This is a genomic window from Brucella pseudogrignonensis (assembly GCF_002252525.1).
Lineage (GTDB): Bacteria > Pseudomonadota > Alphaproteobacteria > Rhizobiales > Rhizobiaceae > Brucella > Brucella pseudogrignonensis.
Genome location: NZ_NNRM01000053.1, coordinates 199574 through 213954, shown reverse-complemented (window position 1 = coordinate 213954; position 14381 = coordinate 199574). Strand labels below are relative to the sequence as shown.

Genomic DNA, 14381 nt, shown 5'->3' with positions numbered 1-14381 from the left:
TCTTCGATTATCGGACAAATTATACATATTGACATTCAAGAAGACAAATGTTCTCTAATTGATGAAAGACGAACTCGGAAAATATCCTGTTCGTCCTTCGTGGGAGGAGATCAAAAATGGCTATCTGGCAATGGGCTTTGCTGGCGCTTGCTTTGCTGTGGGGCTTTCAGTCGCTGGGCGTATGGTTCCAGATGCGCCACTATTCCGATGTGATGAAGGGCATCACTTCGAAATATTCTGACGGTTTTGTTGGTGCGGGGCATATTCGGGGACGCTTCGGCAAAGGCGTCATCGTGTTGATCGTCGTAGACCGCAACTTGGAGGTGCGACGCTTCCTGCAAATGAGCGGACGGACGGTTTTTGCACAATTCAGCCGCCGCGAAGGCTTCGAGGGAATGCGCCTCAGCGAATTGCAGGACAATCCCGCAATTGGAGAAGGAACGCCTGAAGTGGTGGCTGCTGCCAAACAGGCGATGGAGCAGATCGGTCGCATAAGAGATCAATCCGATGGAATCGAGCTCGAAGGTCTGAAGGCAGTGGGAGCATAGGAGTTGCTTGCCTGAAACAAGCAATCGAGGAGGAACAATGTCGATAGTGACGATGTTGGCACAACATGCCGACACAACGATGCAAACAATACATATGGCTGGCAGCATGATTTCCGATGCCGCCCTGCACGGCAAACACGCCGCAGAGCACGCAGGAAATGACTTACTACAGCTTGCACAAGCGACCACCACCGCGCCGGGCGATGCTGGCAGCGGCGGAATTACCGTCGATCAGTTCAAAGAACGACTTCAGAACGTCCAGCAGGAAGAACAGCTTGGCTGGCTTGCCTCTATCGGCAAGCACTTCATTGGCGTCTTCCAGAAAGGTGGCGAAGTTTTCGCCGGATTTGTAACTGGTATCATCCCGACACTCGTCGTGCTGATGACAGCGTTTTACGCCGTAACTGAACTGGTCGGTGAAAAGCGCGTCCATGGCCTCGCACGAAGCGCCGGACGTATCGCGCTTACCCGCTATACGGTTCTGCCAGTGCTCGCGGTCTTCTTCCTGACCAATCCAATGGCTTATACATTTGGCTCGTTCCTGGACGAAAAATACAAGCCTGCTTTCTATGACGCGGCTGTGTCCTACGTCCATCCTCCGCTGGGTCTCTTCCCGCATATCAATCCGGGCGAGTATTTTGTCTGGGGCGGCGTGCTCGTTGCACTTCTCGAACTTGAGAAGAAAGGTGCTGTTCCAACAGGTTATCACATCAACGTCGCCATCTGGTACGCAATCGTTGGTCTCGTCGTGATCCTCCTTAAAGGCATGCTCACAGAACGCATCACCGCCATCATGGCGCGGCGTCAGGGCATTGAGCTTTAAGCGGGAATTGGGGAGGACGACATGGTAAAGACCTATAAGGCAGTTAAGATTTCCCGCGGCTCAAATGGCTGGGGCGGACCACTAGTCATTCAGCCAACCGAGCAGCGTAATAAGGTGGTTTCTGTCACTGGCGGTGGCATCCATCCACTTGCACGCCAGATTGCTGAGCTGACCGGCGCGGAAGCCGTTGACGGTTTCCGCTCACCACCAATCGAAAGCGAAATGGCCGTCGTGGTTGTCGATTGCGGAGGTACAGCCCGTTGCGGCGTCTATCCACGCAAGCGCATTCCAACGGTGAACATTACGCCGGTTGGACAATCCGGGCCTCTCGCACAATTCATCACCGAGGATATTTATGTTTCGGGTGTGAAGCCGGAAAATATTGTTCCAGCTGATGGTTCGGCTGCCGCAGCTCCTGCTGCAGCCGCCGCAGAAGAGGAAACGCCTGTTCCGGTAGAACTGCCAAGCGAAGGCGGTATTGTCGGCCTCATCAGCAGCATTGGTCGCGTCATGGGCCGTGTGGTTGGTATCTTCTTCCAGGCTGGTCGACGCACAATTGATCAGGTTATCCGTAACGTTTTGCCATTCATGGCATTCGTAACAATGCTGATCGGCCTGATCCTCTACACGGGTATCGGCGACATCCTTGCTCAGCCACTCGGACCGCTTGCCAATAACATTGTTGGTTTGCTGGTGCTTTCTGCAATTTGCGGCCTACCGTTCCTTTCGCCAATCCTCGGACCAGGTGCGGTTATTGCGCAGGTTGTTGGCGTGGCAATCATCGGGCCACAGATCGCAAACGGCACAATCGCCCCGGCGATGGCCCTGCCTGCACTGTTTGCCTACAACACACAGGTCGGTTGCGACTTCGTGCCGGTCGGTCTGGCACTTGGAGAAGCGAAGCCGAAGACCATTGAAATTGGTGTTCCGGCAGTTCTGATCAGCCGTCAGATCATGGGCCCACTTTCGGTTCTGATCGCATGGCTCGTCAGCCTCGCAGTGCTGTAAAACTCTGAGCCTGCTGCGGCAGAAGCGGCGGCAGGCATTTTCCCAAACATGTACAATATCGATGTTCCTGATTGACTTTCGTGGGCATCGAACGACTATACCAAGAAAGGACCGCCTCTATGTCGATACATCTGAAAACGCGGATCACCGCGATCGGCCCGGAAGTAGCGGATCTCGCCGAAGGCGGCGTTCTCATCCTGTTTGCTGACGGCTCGCCACCTGAACTGGCAGAAGTATCTGTTCTTCACGTCGTGGAAGAAGGTCCTGAAGCATCAGCTCCCGCTATTGGAGCAAAGATAACCATTGGTTCTCTCAAAGCAGAGATTACTGCCGTTGGCGAAAGCGCCTGGCAGAAGGTGCGCGAAATCGGGCACGTCGTTATTTCCTTCACAGGCGCGAATTCAACTGATCGCCCCGGTGAAATCTGTGCCAGCGAAATAGCAGGTGAAGACCTTGTCGCTGCTCTCAAAGAAGGGCAGATTATCACCATCGACGGCTAGAAACTGGCGATCTCTGGAATAAGAATTGCGTGTTAAAACAGACAATTGAAATGATTTTTACGTCATGGATGTGAAATCGCTTAATTGTCGATTTGAGGCTTACATAAATGGAACGCTCGACTATCGTCCGGGTTCATGAAGGGCTGCATGCGCGCCCTGCAACTCGCTTTGTTAAACTGGCCAAAGGTTTTGAGAGTGACATCGAAATTGCCAAGGCCGGAAAAAGCGTAAGTGCCAAAAGCTCCGTGAAGCTGATGCTGCTTGGCGTAAAAGAGCTCGATGAAGTGACCGTTCGTGCTGATGGGGCAGATGCTATTGAAGCCATTGAAGCTTTGATAGGCTATCTGGAGAACCCGCAGGCTGGCCTTGAAGAAACTACAACCCCGAGTACTCCTGCTCCTATGGCTACGCCTCAAGCCGAAGCCACCCCGCAGCCTGCAATCTCGAACAAGCTTCCTGTTGGTCAGATAAAAGGCGTGGGGGCCAGCGAAGGCATTTCTTTGGGAACAGCTTTTCCGTTCTTTCCTGAAGAGATCAAACCTTCGGGTCGAAAACTTGCAGCATCTGAAATAGACGCCGAAATTGCCCATTTCAAATCTGCAATCGCGACAGTGCAGCAGCGCATGGACGCTTCCCTCTCCAGCGGCAATCTCGCCGATGCTGACCGAGGCATTATTGCAGCCTTGAAAGACATAGCAGCTGATGACAGCCTGACCGACGAAGCGCTTGGACTTATTCGGGGCGGTCTTGATGCAATTTCGGCCATGCTCGCTGCAGCTTCAACTGTGGCCGGCCAATTTGCGGCACTTGACGATCCGTATCTCAACGCACGCGCGGATGATGTGCACGCTGTTAGCCGCCAGATTTGTCTGGCTCTGCTTGGTAAGGAAGACATCAATCTGGAAGGCCTGCCGGAAGGCTCGGTGCTTATTGCAGAAGACATCGGCGCTTGGGATCTGGCGCGCGCGCCGCTCAAGAAGATCAAAGGCGTAGTTTGTGGTCACGGCGGCGCAACATCGCATGTCGCCATCATCGCCCGCACGCACGGTATTCCGGCGGTTCTTGGCCTTGGAAGTGCAGTTCAACAGCTCAAGAATGCGAAAACCGTAGCAGTGGATGGAAGTTTCGGCATCGTTCATGCCGATCCGGATATAGCCACCCGCGACGAAATCGAAGCGCGCATTTCCAAAGCGCTACAGGAAAAGCAGGCGCTGAATGCCTACCGCTCCATCACGCCGCGTCGCGCTGACGGAACAATCATCGAAGTGGCAGCCAATATGGGTGCGCTGGAAGAAATCGATGTTGCACTCGAAGCCGGTGCGATGGGTGTCGGACTTTTCCGCACCGAACTTCTGTTCATGAAGCACATTCACCTGCCTTCAGAAGATATGCAGACAGAAACTTATACGGCACTTCTGAAAGCTTTCGCGCCAAACTCCGTGATCGTTCGCACGTTGGATATTGGTGGTGACAAGCCGATTGCGGGGATTGAGTTTCCCGAGGAAGAAAACCCTTTCCTTGGGTGGCGCGGCATTCGTATGTGTCTGGACCGCCCGGATGTATTCAAACCGCAATTGCGGGCGCTGTTGCGTTCAGCGGTTAACGGCAATCTCAAAGTGATGTTGCCCATGGTTTCGGATGTTGAAGAAATTCGTGCGACCAGAGGCCTTATCGCGGAATGCATCACTGAGCTTAAAACCGAAGGCAAAGCATTTGCGGAGTTTGACCTGGGCGTAATGATAGAGACACCTGCGGCGGTTTTCGCTGCCCGAGAGCTCGCAAAAGAAGCTGCTTTCTTCTCCATCGGCACCAATGATCTAACACAGTATGTGATGGCTGCGGATCGGCTCAATCCAACCGTTGCAAAGCTTAATGATGTCAGACATCCGGCTGTAATGGCTGCAATCGAGATGACCGCGAAGGCGGGAACGGAAGCAGGCATCATGGTCGGCATGTGTGGGGAAGCAGCTGGAAAGCCGGAGCTTATCGGGGAATTCATTCGTATGGGGTTGACGGAACTCAGCATGAGTCCGGCTTCAATTCCCCGAGCAAAAAAGCATATCGCGGATATGTTCGGCAGTTAGATCTTGCCTGCAAGACACCTATAAGAAGCCCGGATATCGCTGTCCGGGCTTTTAATTTATGGAAGATGAGCAATCAAAGTCTGGAACAGTATTTCGAGCTGAGCCTCATCGCGGTCTTCTGCAGCCTGCACGAGACGATCATGGCGTACATCCAGCGCCAGAATGGCGCTTTCCAAAGGATCGACGCCTGCCAGATCTGCCGCTTTTGCTGTTGCCAGACCACAAGCGATACCGACAGCCGCAAAGCACGTTGTTTCAAATCTACGCAGCGCCTGCGGGTCGCAATGACCATCCATCGAGACAAATCGTACTGGTCTTTCTTCAAGCAGTTCCAGAAATAGAGCCGCGACAGCTCTGGCCGTTGCTGCAATCTTCGTATCTCCAGCTTCTGACGAAAAAACGCTCTTCAACAACGCGCGATGCTTTTGCATCATTCTGGCGTGGACCGTGACAAATGCGGCTTCCTGAATCAGCACATTCTGCAATTGATGGCGGCGGAGCACGTCTTTTGTGAGGTAATACATATCCTTACGAAAAGCGCGTGCGCCCTCCGCACCAGCGCCGAAATAAACCGACAGGCTTTTCACATGCGGCGCGCTGTTGTGCACATTTGGATTAGACGAAATCAGCGAAATCGAAATTGTTTCAGCCGTTGTCAGCGCCTTATCCATCACGCTTGCGGCGTGTCCCAGCAACAATTCCGGCGACACGATTTCTCCCGGACGTGTCGCTGATTGTTCGACCTGCAAACTTTCATGACGATTGCGACGAATCATGTATCGAACCTCCCGCAGGCGGTCCTTCAGGTTGACTGCAATTTCTTCCGAAAGAATGTGTAACATGTTCATTTTCCTCAACTGCAGCGCCATCGTAACAGGATGCAACAAGCACATGAATTATTGTTTGCCTTCGCACGGAAAAGCAATAGTTTCGGTGTAAGAACACGACTTCTATAATGTAATAATACGCCAATAATTTGAGGGACAGTTTTGAAAAAAGCCGGCAAGAAGACGCAGAAGAATCCGGAAGCAGCGGACCTCATCATTGGGTCGGAAGGTGTGGCTGCGGAAAACCGTACAAGCCGGCTGCGAACCCGCGCTGCGTGGATGTATTACGTCGAACAAATGACCCAAAATGATATCGCGGAAGCGCTGGGTGTCGGCCGTGTCACAATCGTTCGCCTTCTTGCTGATGCACGCGCTCGCAATGAAGTAAAAATTACGATCGAAGGCAAGCTGGCAAGTCTGACATCATTGGAAGTTGAGCTTGAGAAAACCTTCGGGCTTGAGCGCGCCATTGTCGCGCCCCTCTCTTCGGCTGACATTGATCCAATACCACCGATCAGTGCGGCAACAGGCGCATATCTTTCGGAAAAAGTGCAGCACGGCATGACGATCGGCGTGGGCTGGGGCCGCACACTTTCCAGCACCCTGCAACACATCGGTGCCCGCCCGCTCAATGATCTTAAAGTAATTTCTCTGCTTGGCGGCATCGTGCAACCGCGTCGTTCAAACCCACCGGAATTTGCGTGGCAATTTGCGCAGATTTTTCAGGGCGAAGGCTATCTGATCCCCGCCCCTGCTCTGGTCGACAGCAAAGAAACACGGATCGCACTTATCGAGCGTTGTGGGCTGAATACCGTGTTGGACATGGCCGAAGAACTCGATATGGTTTTGCTCAGCGTCGGTGATATTCAGACTGCGAGTAGCACGTCATATCGCGTGGGCCTGATCGACGAGGCGCAGAAACTGTCGCTGATAGAGAACGGTGCGGTCGGCGACGTGCTGTTTCACTTCTACGATATAAATGGCAAGATCGTTGATGATCCAGTGCATGACCGTGTCATGTCGGCCAAAATTGAGAGCCTTCAGAAAACGCCGCAACGTATTCTTACATCAGGTGGCAAAGAGAAAATCGCAGCTCTGCTTGGCGCAGTGAAGCTTCTGAAGCCAACCGTTCTCATCACTGATGAGGAAAGTGCTGCTGAAATGCTCAGAGCGTAATCCAATTAAATGCAAAAAGCACATCGTCGCAAAACGATGTGCTTTTTTGATTGCCGCATTTGCGACGAAACCGGCATCAATTGGCAGCTGCTGCGCATTCTTTAAGGATTTGCAACACCGCAGCCCGCTCTTCGATTTGTGGCATATGTCCACAACCTGCAAAAATGTGGACGCCCACCTTCCCCGGCAAACCATGAGCATGAGCAACCGGGATAACACGGTCTTCGACACCGAAGATAAGCCGCACTGGCATCGCCAGCGAAGCAATGCTTGAGCGTACCTCGAAGGTTTGCGTGCCATCTGCAAAGAACCGCGCACCAATTGCTTCCTGCGTATCGCGCAGTTCTGCATCCGCAGCCTGAGTAACGGTCGCATTGATGAAAGGTCTTGTCAGATGGCTCTCATCAGCGACGAGCAGTTTCAGCCAGGGAACGATGCTGGCTTCGCTTTTCGCGCCGACGAGACCCGTTATAAATGCCCCATTGACCTGTGGCCCCAAGCCGCCCGACGAAATGAGCAGCAGCGAACGCACATCGACAACACCGCGAGCCGCGGTGACAGTTGCGACCGCTCCACCAAGTGAATGTCCGACCAGAAGGCAGGATGTTACACCCAATGACGCAAGCGTTGCCTCCACGCTTGCTGCAATCTCATCTATGCTTTCAGGAACGACGCGTGGTGAATTGCCGTGTCCCGGGAGATCGAGTGCAAGGATTGGATGACCAAGCGATGCACCGGCAAACAATCCACGCCACGAATTGAGATCAGCTGCATAACCGTGAATCAGAACAACCGGCAAACGGCCAGCTTCCCCCTCACGCAGCCAGACTGCATTGAGCAGTTCTGTAGCAATCGGTTCAGCAGTGTTTCTCACTGGCGGTTTAGCCGCAACCGCAGCAATGGCTGGCTTCGCAACGCTGATATTGCCTTCAACGTCCTTTTTCTGCACGCGACCTTTCGGGCCTGAGCCTTGAACGGATTTGAGATCAATGCCTGCTTCGCGGGCAAGGCGACGAGCGAGCGGTGTTGCCCGAACATCATTTACTGAACCTGCTTCATCGTCTTGGGAGGACTGGGGTTCAACCTGCTTTGGAGCTACCGGCTCAACAACCGCCTCCACCTGAGCAACAGCGACAGGTTCTTCAACAAGCGGAACCGACTTGCCGTTACGCTCTTCACCTTCAGCATAAATCCAGGCCACAGCTTGACCGACGGGTACAACAGCCCCTTCAGCAGCACTAATATCTGCGATGATGCCGGATGCTGGCGCATCAACTTCCATCGCCGCCTTGTCGGTCTCGATTTCAAAGAGAAGCTGGCCTTTCGTGACGGTATCGCCATCCTTGGCAAACCATCGCGAAATCTGCCCTGTCTCCATATCCATATCGACCTTGGGGAGAATGACTTCCACAGCCATGGTCAGCGCACTCCTTTGGCCAGATCACGAGCGCTTTTCAGGATATCAGGCACCTGCGGAACGGTCGCGCGTTCAAGATCAGGATTATAAGGAATTGGCGTTTCGGCTCCGCCCAGACGCACAATCGGCGCATCGAGGTAATCAAAGGCATCGCTTTCCGCTACAATGGCAGATATTTCAGCGCCTATACCAAGGGTCTTTACTGCCTCGTAAACGCAAAGAAGCTTCGACGTCTTCTTGACGCTTTTAATGATGGTTTCACGATCAATCGGACGCACGGTGCGCAGGTCGATCACTTCAACATCAATGCCTTCCTTGGCAAGTTCAGCGGCGGCATCAAGGGCTTTGTGCACCATGATTGCAGTTGCAACGATGGTCAGATCGCGCCCTTCGCGAACCACTTCCGCCTTGCCGATTGGTACGGTGTAGAAGCCTTCAGGAACCGGACCTTTGGTCTTGTAGAGCAACTTATGCTCGAAAATCATAACCGGATCGGGATCTTCAACGGCTGCGAGCAACATGCCCTTGGCATCGTAAGGGGTCGCTGGCTGCAAAACTTTGAGACCCGGTACATGGCCAAGCCATGCTTCAAGGCTCTGGCTGTGCTGTGCCGCGGCACCCGTTCCCGACCCTGCCGGAAACCGCATAACCAGCGGCACAGAAACCGCACCGCCAAGCATATAGCGAATTTTCGCAGCCTGGTTGACGATCTGTTCCATCGCAAGTGCTGCAAAGTCGGAGAACTGGAACTCAAAGATCGGGCGCATACCGGTTAGTGCTGCACCGACAGCAACACCTGCACCGCCCAATTCTGAAATCGGCGTGTCCATGACCCGGTCTTCGCCAAAGCGATGCACCAGATCACCTGTGACCTGAAATGCGCCACCATAGACGCCAATATCTTCACCCATCAGGAACACGCGGTCGTCGCGTTCCATAGCAATTGCCATTGCTTCCTGGATGGCTTGCGAATAGCTCAACTCACGGATTGTCGTGTCCATATTCAAATATCGTCCGTGTAAACGTCGCGGGTCAGGTTGGTCAGATCAGGTGCCGGACTATTCTTGGCGAACTCGATCGCGTCAGCGATTTCCTTCTCCACTTGAGCGCGGATTTCCTCGATCTCGGCGTCATTGATGAAGCCATAGGCTTTCAAGTCGGCCTCAAAATATGCGATTGGATCGCGATCATTTTGCCAATGCTCGATTTCTTCCTTGGTGCGATAACGGTTGCGATCGCTCTTGGAATGACCACGAATGCGGTACGTCTTGTTTTCAATCAGCGTCGGACCATCGCCGCGCCGTGCGCGTTCAGTGGCTTCATTGATGGCCTCCGCCACTTCCGACAGATTGTTACCATCGACGATCACGCCGGGCATATTGTAGGCCGAGGCGCGGTCTGCAACATTGGCAACCGCTGTCGAGCGCTTGGTGGAGGTGGACATGCCGTAGCCGTTGTTTTCACAAACGAAAACAACAGGAAGCTTCCAGACAGACGCCATATTGAGAGCTTCGTGGAAAGCGCCTTCATTATTTGCGCCATCACCAAAGAATGATACGACTACCTTGCCGTTTTTCTGCTTCTTGGCGGAAAGCGCAGCACCGACCGCAATCGGAATACCGCCACCGACAATACCGTTCGCGCCGAGATTTCCCTTAGAAACGTCAGCAATGTGCATCGAACCACCACGGCCTTTGCAATAACCTGTTTCCTTACCGAAAAACTCAGCAAACATACGTTTCACGTCTGCACCCTTGGCGATGCAATGGCCATGGCCGCGATGGGTCGACGTGATCATGTCATCGTCATTGAGCGGCAGGCACGATCCCATCGCACTGGCTTCCTGCCCGATGGAAAGATGCATTGTTCCGTGAATGAGACCACGTGTGTAGCTTTCTTCCGCGCCTTCTTCAAAGCGGCGGATGAGATACATCTTATGCAGTGCTTCTTTCAGTTGCTCCGGCGAATAGGTGCGGAAGGCATAAGGCAAGTTATGACGGTCGCCCGTATCCTGCGGTTTGACTTTTTTGGCTTGAACCATGATGTTTTGTCCTCACGCTCCGTAAACGAGCTTGTCTTGACGCGCGCGCAGTTCAGCAATCTTGGAACCGGGAGCCACGGCCGCATTATCGTAGGTGATAAGCTCGCCCTTCTTGATCGGTTTGGTCACGCTGCCACCCTGCAGAAGCCCGCAAGGGATCGCATGTGCACTGCGCGCCTCGCCCGAAGTCATGATCCATGCGCGGTAGCAATATTCGCCAATCGCATCGAGCTTTTCGCCCGGCTGCATGTCCTTCTTTGCAACCGCAGCCACTTCTGCGACCGGCTTTGAAAGCGGAACCATGTCAGGCTTGCCGTAAAGAACAACGCGGGCGCAGGTGAGCGGCACTTCGAGAGAAGTCAGGTGATATGGGCGATGGAATGTGAAATATGGACCCTTGCCCATCTTCAGGTCTTCCATGCGCTCGGAAATACGTGGGTGCGACATGTCGGCGACGACAAACACGCCGGGTGCTACACCCTTCCCGATCGAATAATCAACCACACCAACTTTGGACAACACACCGCCGTCCTTTTCAGGGATCAGTGTCTTGTTGAGCTGGTCGAGCGTTGCAGCGGGACCGTGCATACCGGCTTTATCCGGGACAAGACCTGTCGCATTGGCAATGGCGGCCATTTCGACCATGGTCTTTGAACCATCGACGAATTCCACCAGCATGCGCACGTTCATGTTACGGTGCGTGGCTTCTTCCATATATTGATCAGGAACCGCATCGATATTGAGCGGGTTGTTCTTACCCTTGCCCGCCGCCACAATCGGATGACCCATGGCAGTCACAAACTCGATCAACTCCATGCAAGATGACGGCTCGTCCCCAGCGCCCAGCGAATAGGTAACACCAAGGCGTTCGGCTTCTGCTTTCAGATAAGCACCGATTGTCACGTCTGCTTCGACATTCATCATGACAAGATGCTTGCCGTGTTCCATGGCGCGCAGGCCAATCTCTGCACCGACAGCCGGAACGCCGGTTGCGTCGATCACAACATCGATAAGATCGTTCTCGAGGATCAGATTGGCGTTGTCTGTTACGGCAACCTTATGCGCTTCCATGGCGGCTGTCAGATCGGAAGCGGTCGAAACCTCACGGCCATGACCTCCTTCCTGAAAAGCAATATCGACTGCCTTCAGGGCATTGGGAACGCGCAGCTCAGAAATAGCACCAACTTCGATACCCGGCATATGCGCAACGCGCGTGACGATATCGGTGCCCATTTCGCCTGAGCCAATCAGTCCGATACGGATCGGTCGCCCACTATCCGCCCGCGCCTGCATATCACGCGCCAAACCTGTCAACGCCACATTGGTTGCCATCGTTTCCTCCTGAACGTCCCTGCAAATATTCTCGCAGTCTCCTCTGATACCTTATCGATTAATGAACATTTGTTTCTAAGTCAATACCAGTGTTCATAAACCGCGCACCTCAACCCGCTCGCAAATGCCATCTTGTTATTCAACTTTAGTTTGCTATAGAATACAAATGTTCTGCCGTTTCGCACAATTCACATTTTGAAACGTCGATACGTGCGAGCTAATAATGGCGTTCTGTTAGCTCGGCGCACTTTGGGAGTGCTCCGGGGGGAGGAGAAATAAATGGACGCATTTCTGAGCGGACTAAAAACGGCAGTCGATACGCTTGGGGCAACGGTTCTGTTGCCTATCGTCATCTTCATCATTGCGGTGGTACTCGGCGCAAAGGTGGGCAAAGCCTTCCGTGCAGCCATCACCATCGGCGTTGCTTTCATCGGTATCAATCTGGTCCTGGGCTTGATGTTCACCTCTATTGGTGAAGTGGCTCAGGCAATCGTCACCAACACGGGCATCAAGCGCGATATCGTTGACGTAGGCTGGCCTTCGGCTGCGGCAATCGCCTTCGGCTCATCGGTGGGTCTTTGGGTTATTCCTGTCGGTATTCTGGTCAACATCGTGCTGCTTCTGCTTCGCTGGACACGCACGTTGAACGTCGATGTGTGGAACTTCTGGCACTTTGCTTTCGTCGGTTCGCTGGTTGTCGCTGCAACCGATAACCTGGCTTACGGCATCATTGTTGCAGCACTTGTTGCGGCACTTTCGCTGCTGTTTGCAGACTGGTCGGCGCGTGCTGTTCAGCAGTTTTACGGTGTACCGGGGGTTTCCGTGCCGCATCTGGCCTCGGCACAGATTCTGCCGATTGCAATCGTGCTCAACTGGATCATGGATCGCATTCCCGGCATCAACAAGATCAACATCAGCACGGAAACCATCGAACGTCGCTTCGGTGTATTCGGCGAACCGGTTGTGCTCGGCCTGATTATCGGTTTGGTGCTCGGCCTAATCGCATTTTATAATGCAGGAGATTTCGGCGTCGTACTCGCGAAAGTTTTCGGCACAGGCATGACACTTGCCGCCGTTATGTTGCTTCTGCCGCGTATGGTCAAAATCCTGATGGAAGGCCTGCTGCCAGTTTCCGACGCTGCACAGGAATTTGTGCGCAAGCGCACCGGCGACCGCGAACTTCTTGTTGGTCTCGACTCGGCAATCCTTATCGGACATCCAGCCGCGATCTCGTCGTCGCTCATTCTGGTGCCTATTGCGATCATTCTTTCGGTCATCCTGCCAGGCAACCGCGTCATCCTGTTTGCCGACCTTGCCGTCATTCCTTTCATCGTCGCCATGACTGCACCGCTTCTGAAAGGAAACGTGTTCCGCATGGTCGTCGTAGGAACGATCACACTGGCAATCGGCTTCTATGTAGCCAATGCGCTTGCTCCGTTGTTTACGAGTGCTGCGGTTTCATCCGGCTTCAAGCTGCCTGAGAACGCCTTGCAGATCACTTCAGTGGTCGACGGATTCCTGTGGGTGCCATACATCATCATATCGGCCATCCAGTGGCTTGGTGCTATTGGTATCGCGGTGATCGCCGTTGTTATTGCTGCACTTTTCATGCTCTATCGCCGCAATACCCAGGCATGGGAGCGTGCGGCAGGCGCTGAGGACGAACCAGCAGACGAAATTGCCGCCTAAAATTGGCAATGATCGACACATGAAATAAAAGTCGCACGTCGAGACCGACGTGCGACCTTCTTTAAACGGAGAATGAAATGGCTGCTGGTCTGATTGATTTTCTCGACCCACAAGCGATCGAGCTTCAGAGCGAAGCAAAAACCAATGAAGAGATCATCCGGATTCTGGCGGGCAAGCTGGAAAAGCTGGGTTATGTAAAGCCAAGCTACGCCGACGCGGTCGTAAGCCGCGAACTGACGATGCCAACAGGATTGCCGCTTGAGCGCGAAGAAAACGTTGCTGTGCCGCATACCGATCCTGAGCATGTGCTTAAGGCTGGCATTGCCTTTGCAACCCTGAAATCACCAATTGAATTTGCCAATATGGAAGATCCTGAAGAGGCCGTTTCTGTTGGATATGTCTTTCTGCTTGCCATCAATGACAAGGACAAACAGATTGAAACCTTGCAGCAAATCATGGCGACAATTCAGGATCCGAATGCACTCGATAGGCTGAAGGCGGCGCGCACGCTTGAAGATATTCAAACTGCGCTGAATTAAGAGTAGATCTTAACAGCCGAATTCGAGACAACAAAAATACGATATTCGCGCGTTTCATGGAATGCACGAACACCACTTGGAGGAAACCATGGCTAGAATAAAAACAATTCTCTTCGCTTGCGGAACAGGTGTAGCGACATCTACGGCAGTCAACGCAACAGTCACCGAAGAAATGAAAAAACGCGGGCTTACCTTCAATGCTCAGCAGGCAAAGGCCACGGAAGTAGCCTCTTTAGCTGACAATGTGGATTTCATCGTTTCAACCACGCCTATTTCCGCTTCCGTCACCAAGCCAGTCATCAAGGGCCTACCCTTCCTGACTGGTATCGGAAAAGACAAAACGTTGGACGAGATCGAAGCCGAGCTTCGTAAATAATCTCACTCAGCTCAAAAAGCG

At 53.2% G+C, this 14381-nt stretch carries 14 protein-coding genes; 9 read left to right on the top strand and 5 right to left on the bottom strand.

Going from position 1 to position 14381, the window contains the following annotated elements:
* The first annotated feature begins 116 nt into the window (after window positions 1-116).
* The 5 genes from CEV34_RS26255 (at window position 117) to ptsP (ending at window position 4963) form a co-directional block, all read left to right on the top strand.
* Window positions 117-548: a transcriptional regulator GutM gene (locus tag CEV34_RS26255; RefSeq protein WP_007878570.1), complete on the top strand. Its 432-nt coding sequence runs from the start codon at window positions 117-119 to the stop codon at window positions 546-548.
* Between the two features lie 37 nt (window positions 549-585).
* On the top strand, window positions 586-1371 hold the full coding sequence (gene srlA, locus CEV34_RS26250) for a PTS glucitol/sorbitol transporter subunit IIC (protein ID WP_007878566.1): 786 nt from the start codon (window positions 586-588) through the stop codon (window positions 1369-1371).
* A gap of 21 nt (window positions 1372-1392) precedes the next feature.
* Window positions 1393-2379 carry a PTS glucitol/sorbitol transporter subunit IIB gene (srlE, locus tag CEV34_RS26245; protein WP_007878565.1) on the top strand — a complete coding sequence of 329 codons (987 nt, stop codon included), beginning with the start codon at window positions 1393-1395 and terminating at the stop codon, window positions 2377-2379.
* 119 nt (window positions 2380-2498) lie between these two features.
* Window positions 2499-2879: a PTS glucitol/sorbitol transporter subunit IIA gene (locus tag CEV34_RS26240; RefSeq protein WP_007878564.1), complete on the top strand. Its 381-nt coding sequence runs from the start codon at window positions 2499-2501 to the stop codon at window positions 2877-2879.
* 107 nt (window positions 2880-2986) lie between these two features.
* Window positions 2987-4963: a phosphoenolpyruvate--protein phosphotransferase gene (gene ptsP, locus CEV34_RS26235; protein WP_007878563.1), complete on the top strand. Its 1977-nt coding sequence runs from the start codon at window positions 2987-2989 to the stop codon at window positions 4961-4963.
* A 56-nt stretch (window positions 4964-5019) separates the two neighbouring features.
* Here the strand turns inward: ptsP and CEV34_RS26230 are convergent, their stop codons facing one another.
* Window positions 5020-5805 carry a hypothetical protein gene (locus CEV34_RS26230; RefSeq protein WP_007878562.1) on the bottom strand — a complete coding sequence of 262 codons (786 nt, stop codon included), beginning with the start codon at window positions 5803-5805 and terminating at the stop codon, window positions 5020-5022.
* A gap of 147 nt (window positions 5806-5952) precedes the next feature.
* Between CEV34_RS26230 and CEV34_RS26225 the strand changes: the two genes are divergently transcribed.
* Window positions 5953-6966, top strand: coding sequence for a sugar-binding transcriptional regulator (locus CEV34_RS26225; protein WP_007878561.1), 1014 nt, complete (start codon window positions 5953-5955; stop codon window positions 6964-6966).
* Between the two features lie 76 nt (window positions 6967-7042).
* On the opposite strand, the gene CEV34_RS26220 is transcribed toward CEV34_RS26225, so the two are convergent.
* From CEV34_RS26220 to CEV34_RS26205, 4 genes are read right to left on the bottom strand one after another with little or no spacing between them, the layout of a single operon-like run.
* Window positions 7043-8383 carry an acetoin dehydrogenase dihydrolipoyllysine-residue acetyltransferase subunit gene (locus CEV34_RS26220; protein ID WP_007878560.1) on the bottom strand — a complete coding sequence of 447 codons (1341 nt, stop codon included), beginning with the start codon at window positions 8381-8383 and terminating at the stop codon, window positions 7043-7045.
* A 2-nt stretch (window positions 8384-8385) separates the two neighbouring features.
* On the bottom strand, window positions 8386-9384 hold the full coding sequence (locus CEV34_RS26215; protein WP_007878559.1) for an alpha-ketoacid dehydrogenase subunit beta: 999 nt from the start codon (window positions 9382-9384) through the stop codon (window positions 8386-8388).
* Window positions 9385-9386: 2 nt separating this feature from the next.
* Window positions 9387-10424, bottom strand: coding sequence for a thiamine pyrophosphate-dependent dehydrogenase E1 component subunit alpha (locus tag CEV34_RS26210; RefSeq protein WP_007878558.1), 1038 nt, complete (start codon window positions 10422-10424; stop codon window positions 9387-9389).
* Window positions 10425-10436: 12 nt separating this feature from the next.
* Window positions 10437-11756, bottom strand: coding sequence for an NAD(P)H-dependent oxidoreductase (locus CEV34_RS26205; RefSeq protein WP_007878557.1), 1320 nt, complete (start codon window positions 11754-11756; stop codon window positions 10437-10439).
* Between the two features lie 279 nt (window positions 11757-12035).
* Here CEV34_RS26205 and CEV34_RS26200 point away from each other — a divergent pair, with 279 nt between their 5' ends.
* The 3 genes from CEV34_RS26200 (at window position 12036) to CEV34_RS26190 (ending at window position 14360) form a co-directional block, all read left to right on the top strand.
* Complete coding sequence (locus CEV34_RS26200; protein WP_007878549.1) at window positions 12036-13445, top strand: PTS galactitol transporter subunit IIC; 1410 nt, start codon at window positions 12036-12038, stop codon at window positions 13443-13445.
* Between the two features lie 77 nt (window positions 13446-13522).
* Entirely contained in the window at window positions 13523-13984 is a 462-nt protein-coding gene (locus CEV34_RS26195; protein WP_007878548.1) for a PTS sugar transporter subunit IIA, read from the top strand.
* Between the two features lie 88 nt (window positions 13985-14072).
* Window positions 14073-14360, top strand: a complete 288-nt coding sequence (locus CEV34_RS26190) for a PTS sugar transporter subunit IIB (RefSeq protein WP_007878547.1) — start codon at window positions 14073-14075, stop codon at window positions 14358-14360.
* The last annotated feature ends 21 nt before the right edge of the window (window positions 14361-14381 follow it).

What these genes read in the sequence shown, in the direction of transcription:
- CEV34_RS26220 (WP_007878560.1), bottom strand. Translation starts at nt 8,383, where the DNA reads ATGGCTGTGGAAGTCATTCTCCCCAAGGTCGATATGGATATGGAGACA.
- CEV34_RS26200 (WP_007878549.1), top strand. Translation starts at nt 12,036, where the DNA reads ATGGACGCATTTCTGAGCGGACTAAAAACGGCAGTCGATACGCTTGGG.
- srlE (WP_007878565.1), top strand. Translation starts at nt 1,393, where the DNA reads ATGGTAAAGACCTATAAGGCAGTTAAGATTTCCCGCGGCTCAAATGGC.
- CEV34_RS26195 (WP_007878548.1), top strand. Translation starts at nt 13,523, where the DNA reads ATGGCTGCTGGTCTGATTGATTTTCTCGACCCACAAGCGATCGAGCTT.
- ptsP (WP_007878563.1), top strand. Translation starts at nt 2,987, where the DNA reads ATGGAACGCTCGACTATCGTCCGGGTTCATGAAGGGCTGCATGCGCGC.
- CEV34_RS26190 (WP_007878547.1), top strand. Translation starts at nt 14,073, where the DNA reads ATGGCTAGAATAAAAACAATTCTCTTCGCTTGCGGAACAGGTGTAGCG.
- srlA (WP_007878566.1), top strand. Translation starts at nt 586, where the DNA reads ATGTCGATAGTGACGATGTTGGCACAACATGCCGACACAACGATGCAA.
- CEV34_RS26230 (WP_007878562.1), bottom strand. Translation starts at nt 5,805, where the DNA reads ATGTTACACATTCTTTCGGAAGAAATTGCAGTCAACCTGAAGGACCGC.
- CEV34_RS26240 (WP_007878564.1), top strand. Translation starts at nt 2,499, where the DNA reads ATGTCGATACATCTGAAAACGCGGATCACCGCGATCGGCCCGGAAGTA.
- CEV34_RS26255 (WP_007878570.1), top strand. Translation starts at nt 117, where the DNA reads ATGGCTATCTGGCAATGGGCTTTGCTGGCGCTTGCTTTGCTGTGGGGC.
- CEV34_RS26205 (WP_007878557.1), bottom strand. Translation starts at nt 11,756, where the DNA reads ATGGCAACCAATGTGGCGTTGACAGGTTTGGCGCGTGATATGCAGGCG.
- CEV34_RS26215 (WP_007878559.1), bottom strand. Translation starts at nt 9,384, where the DNA reads ATGGACACGACAATCCGTGAGTTGAGCTATTCGCAAGCCATCCAGGAA.
- CEV34_RS26210 (WP_007878558.1), bottom strand. Translation starts at nt 10,424, where the DNA reads ATGGTTCAAGCCAAAAAAGTCAAACCGCAGGATACGGGCGACCGTCAT.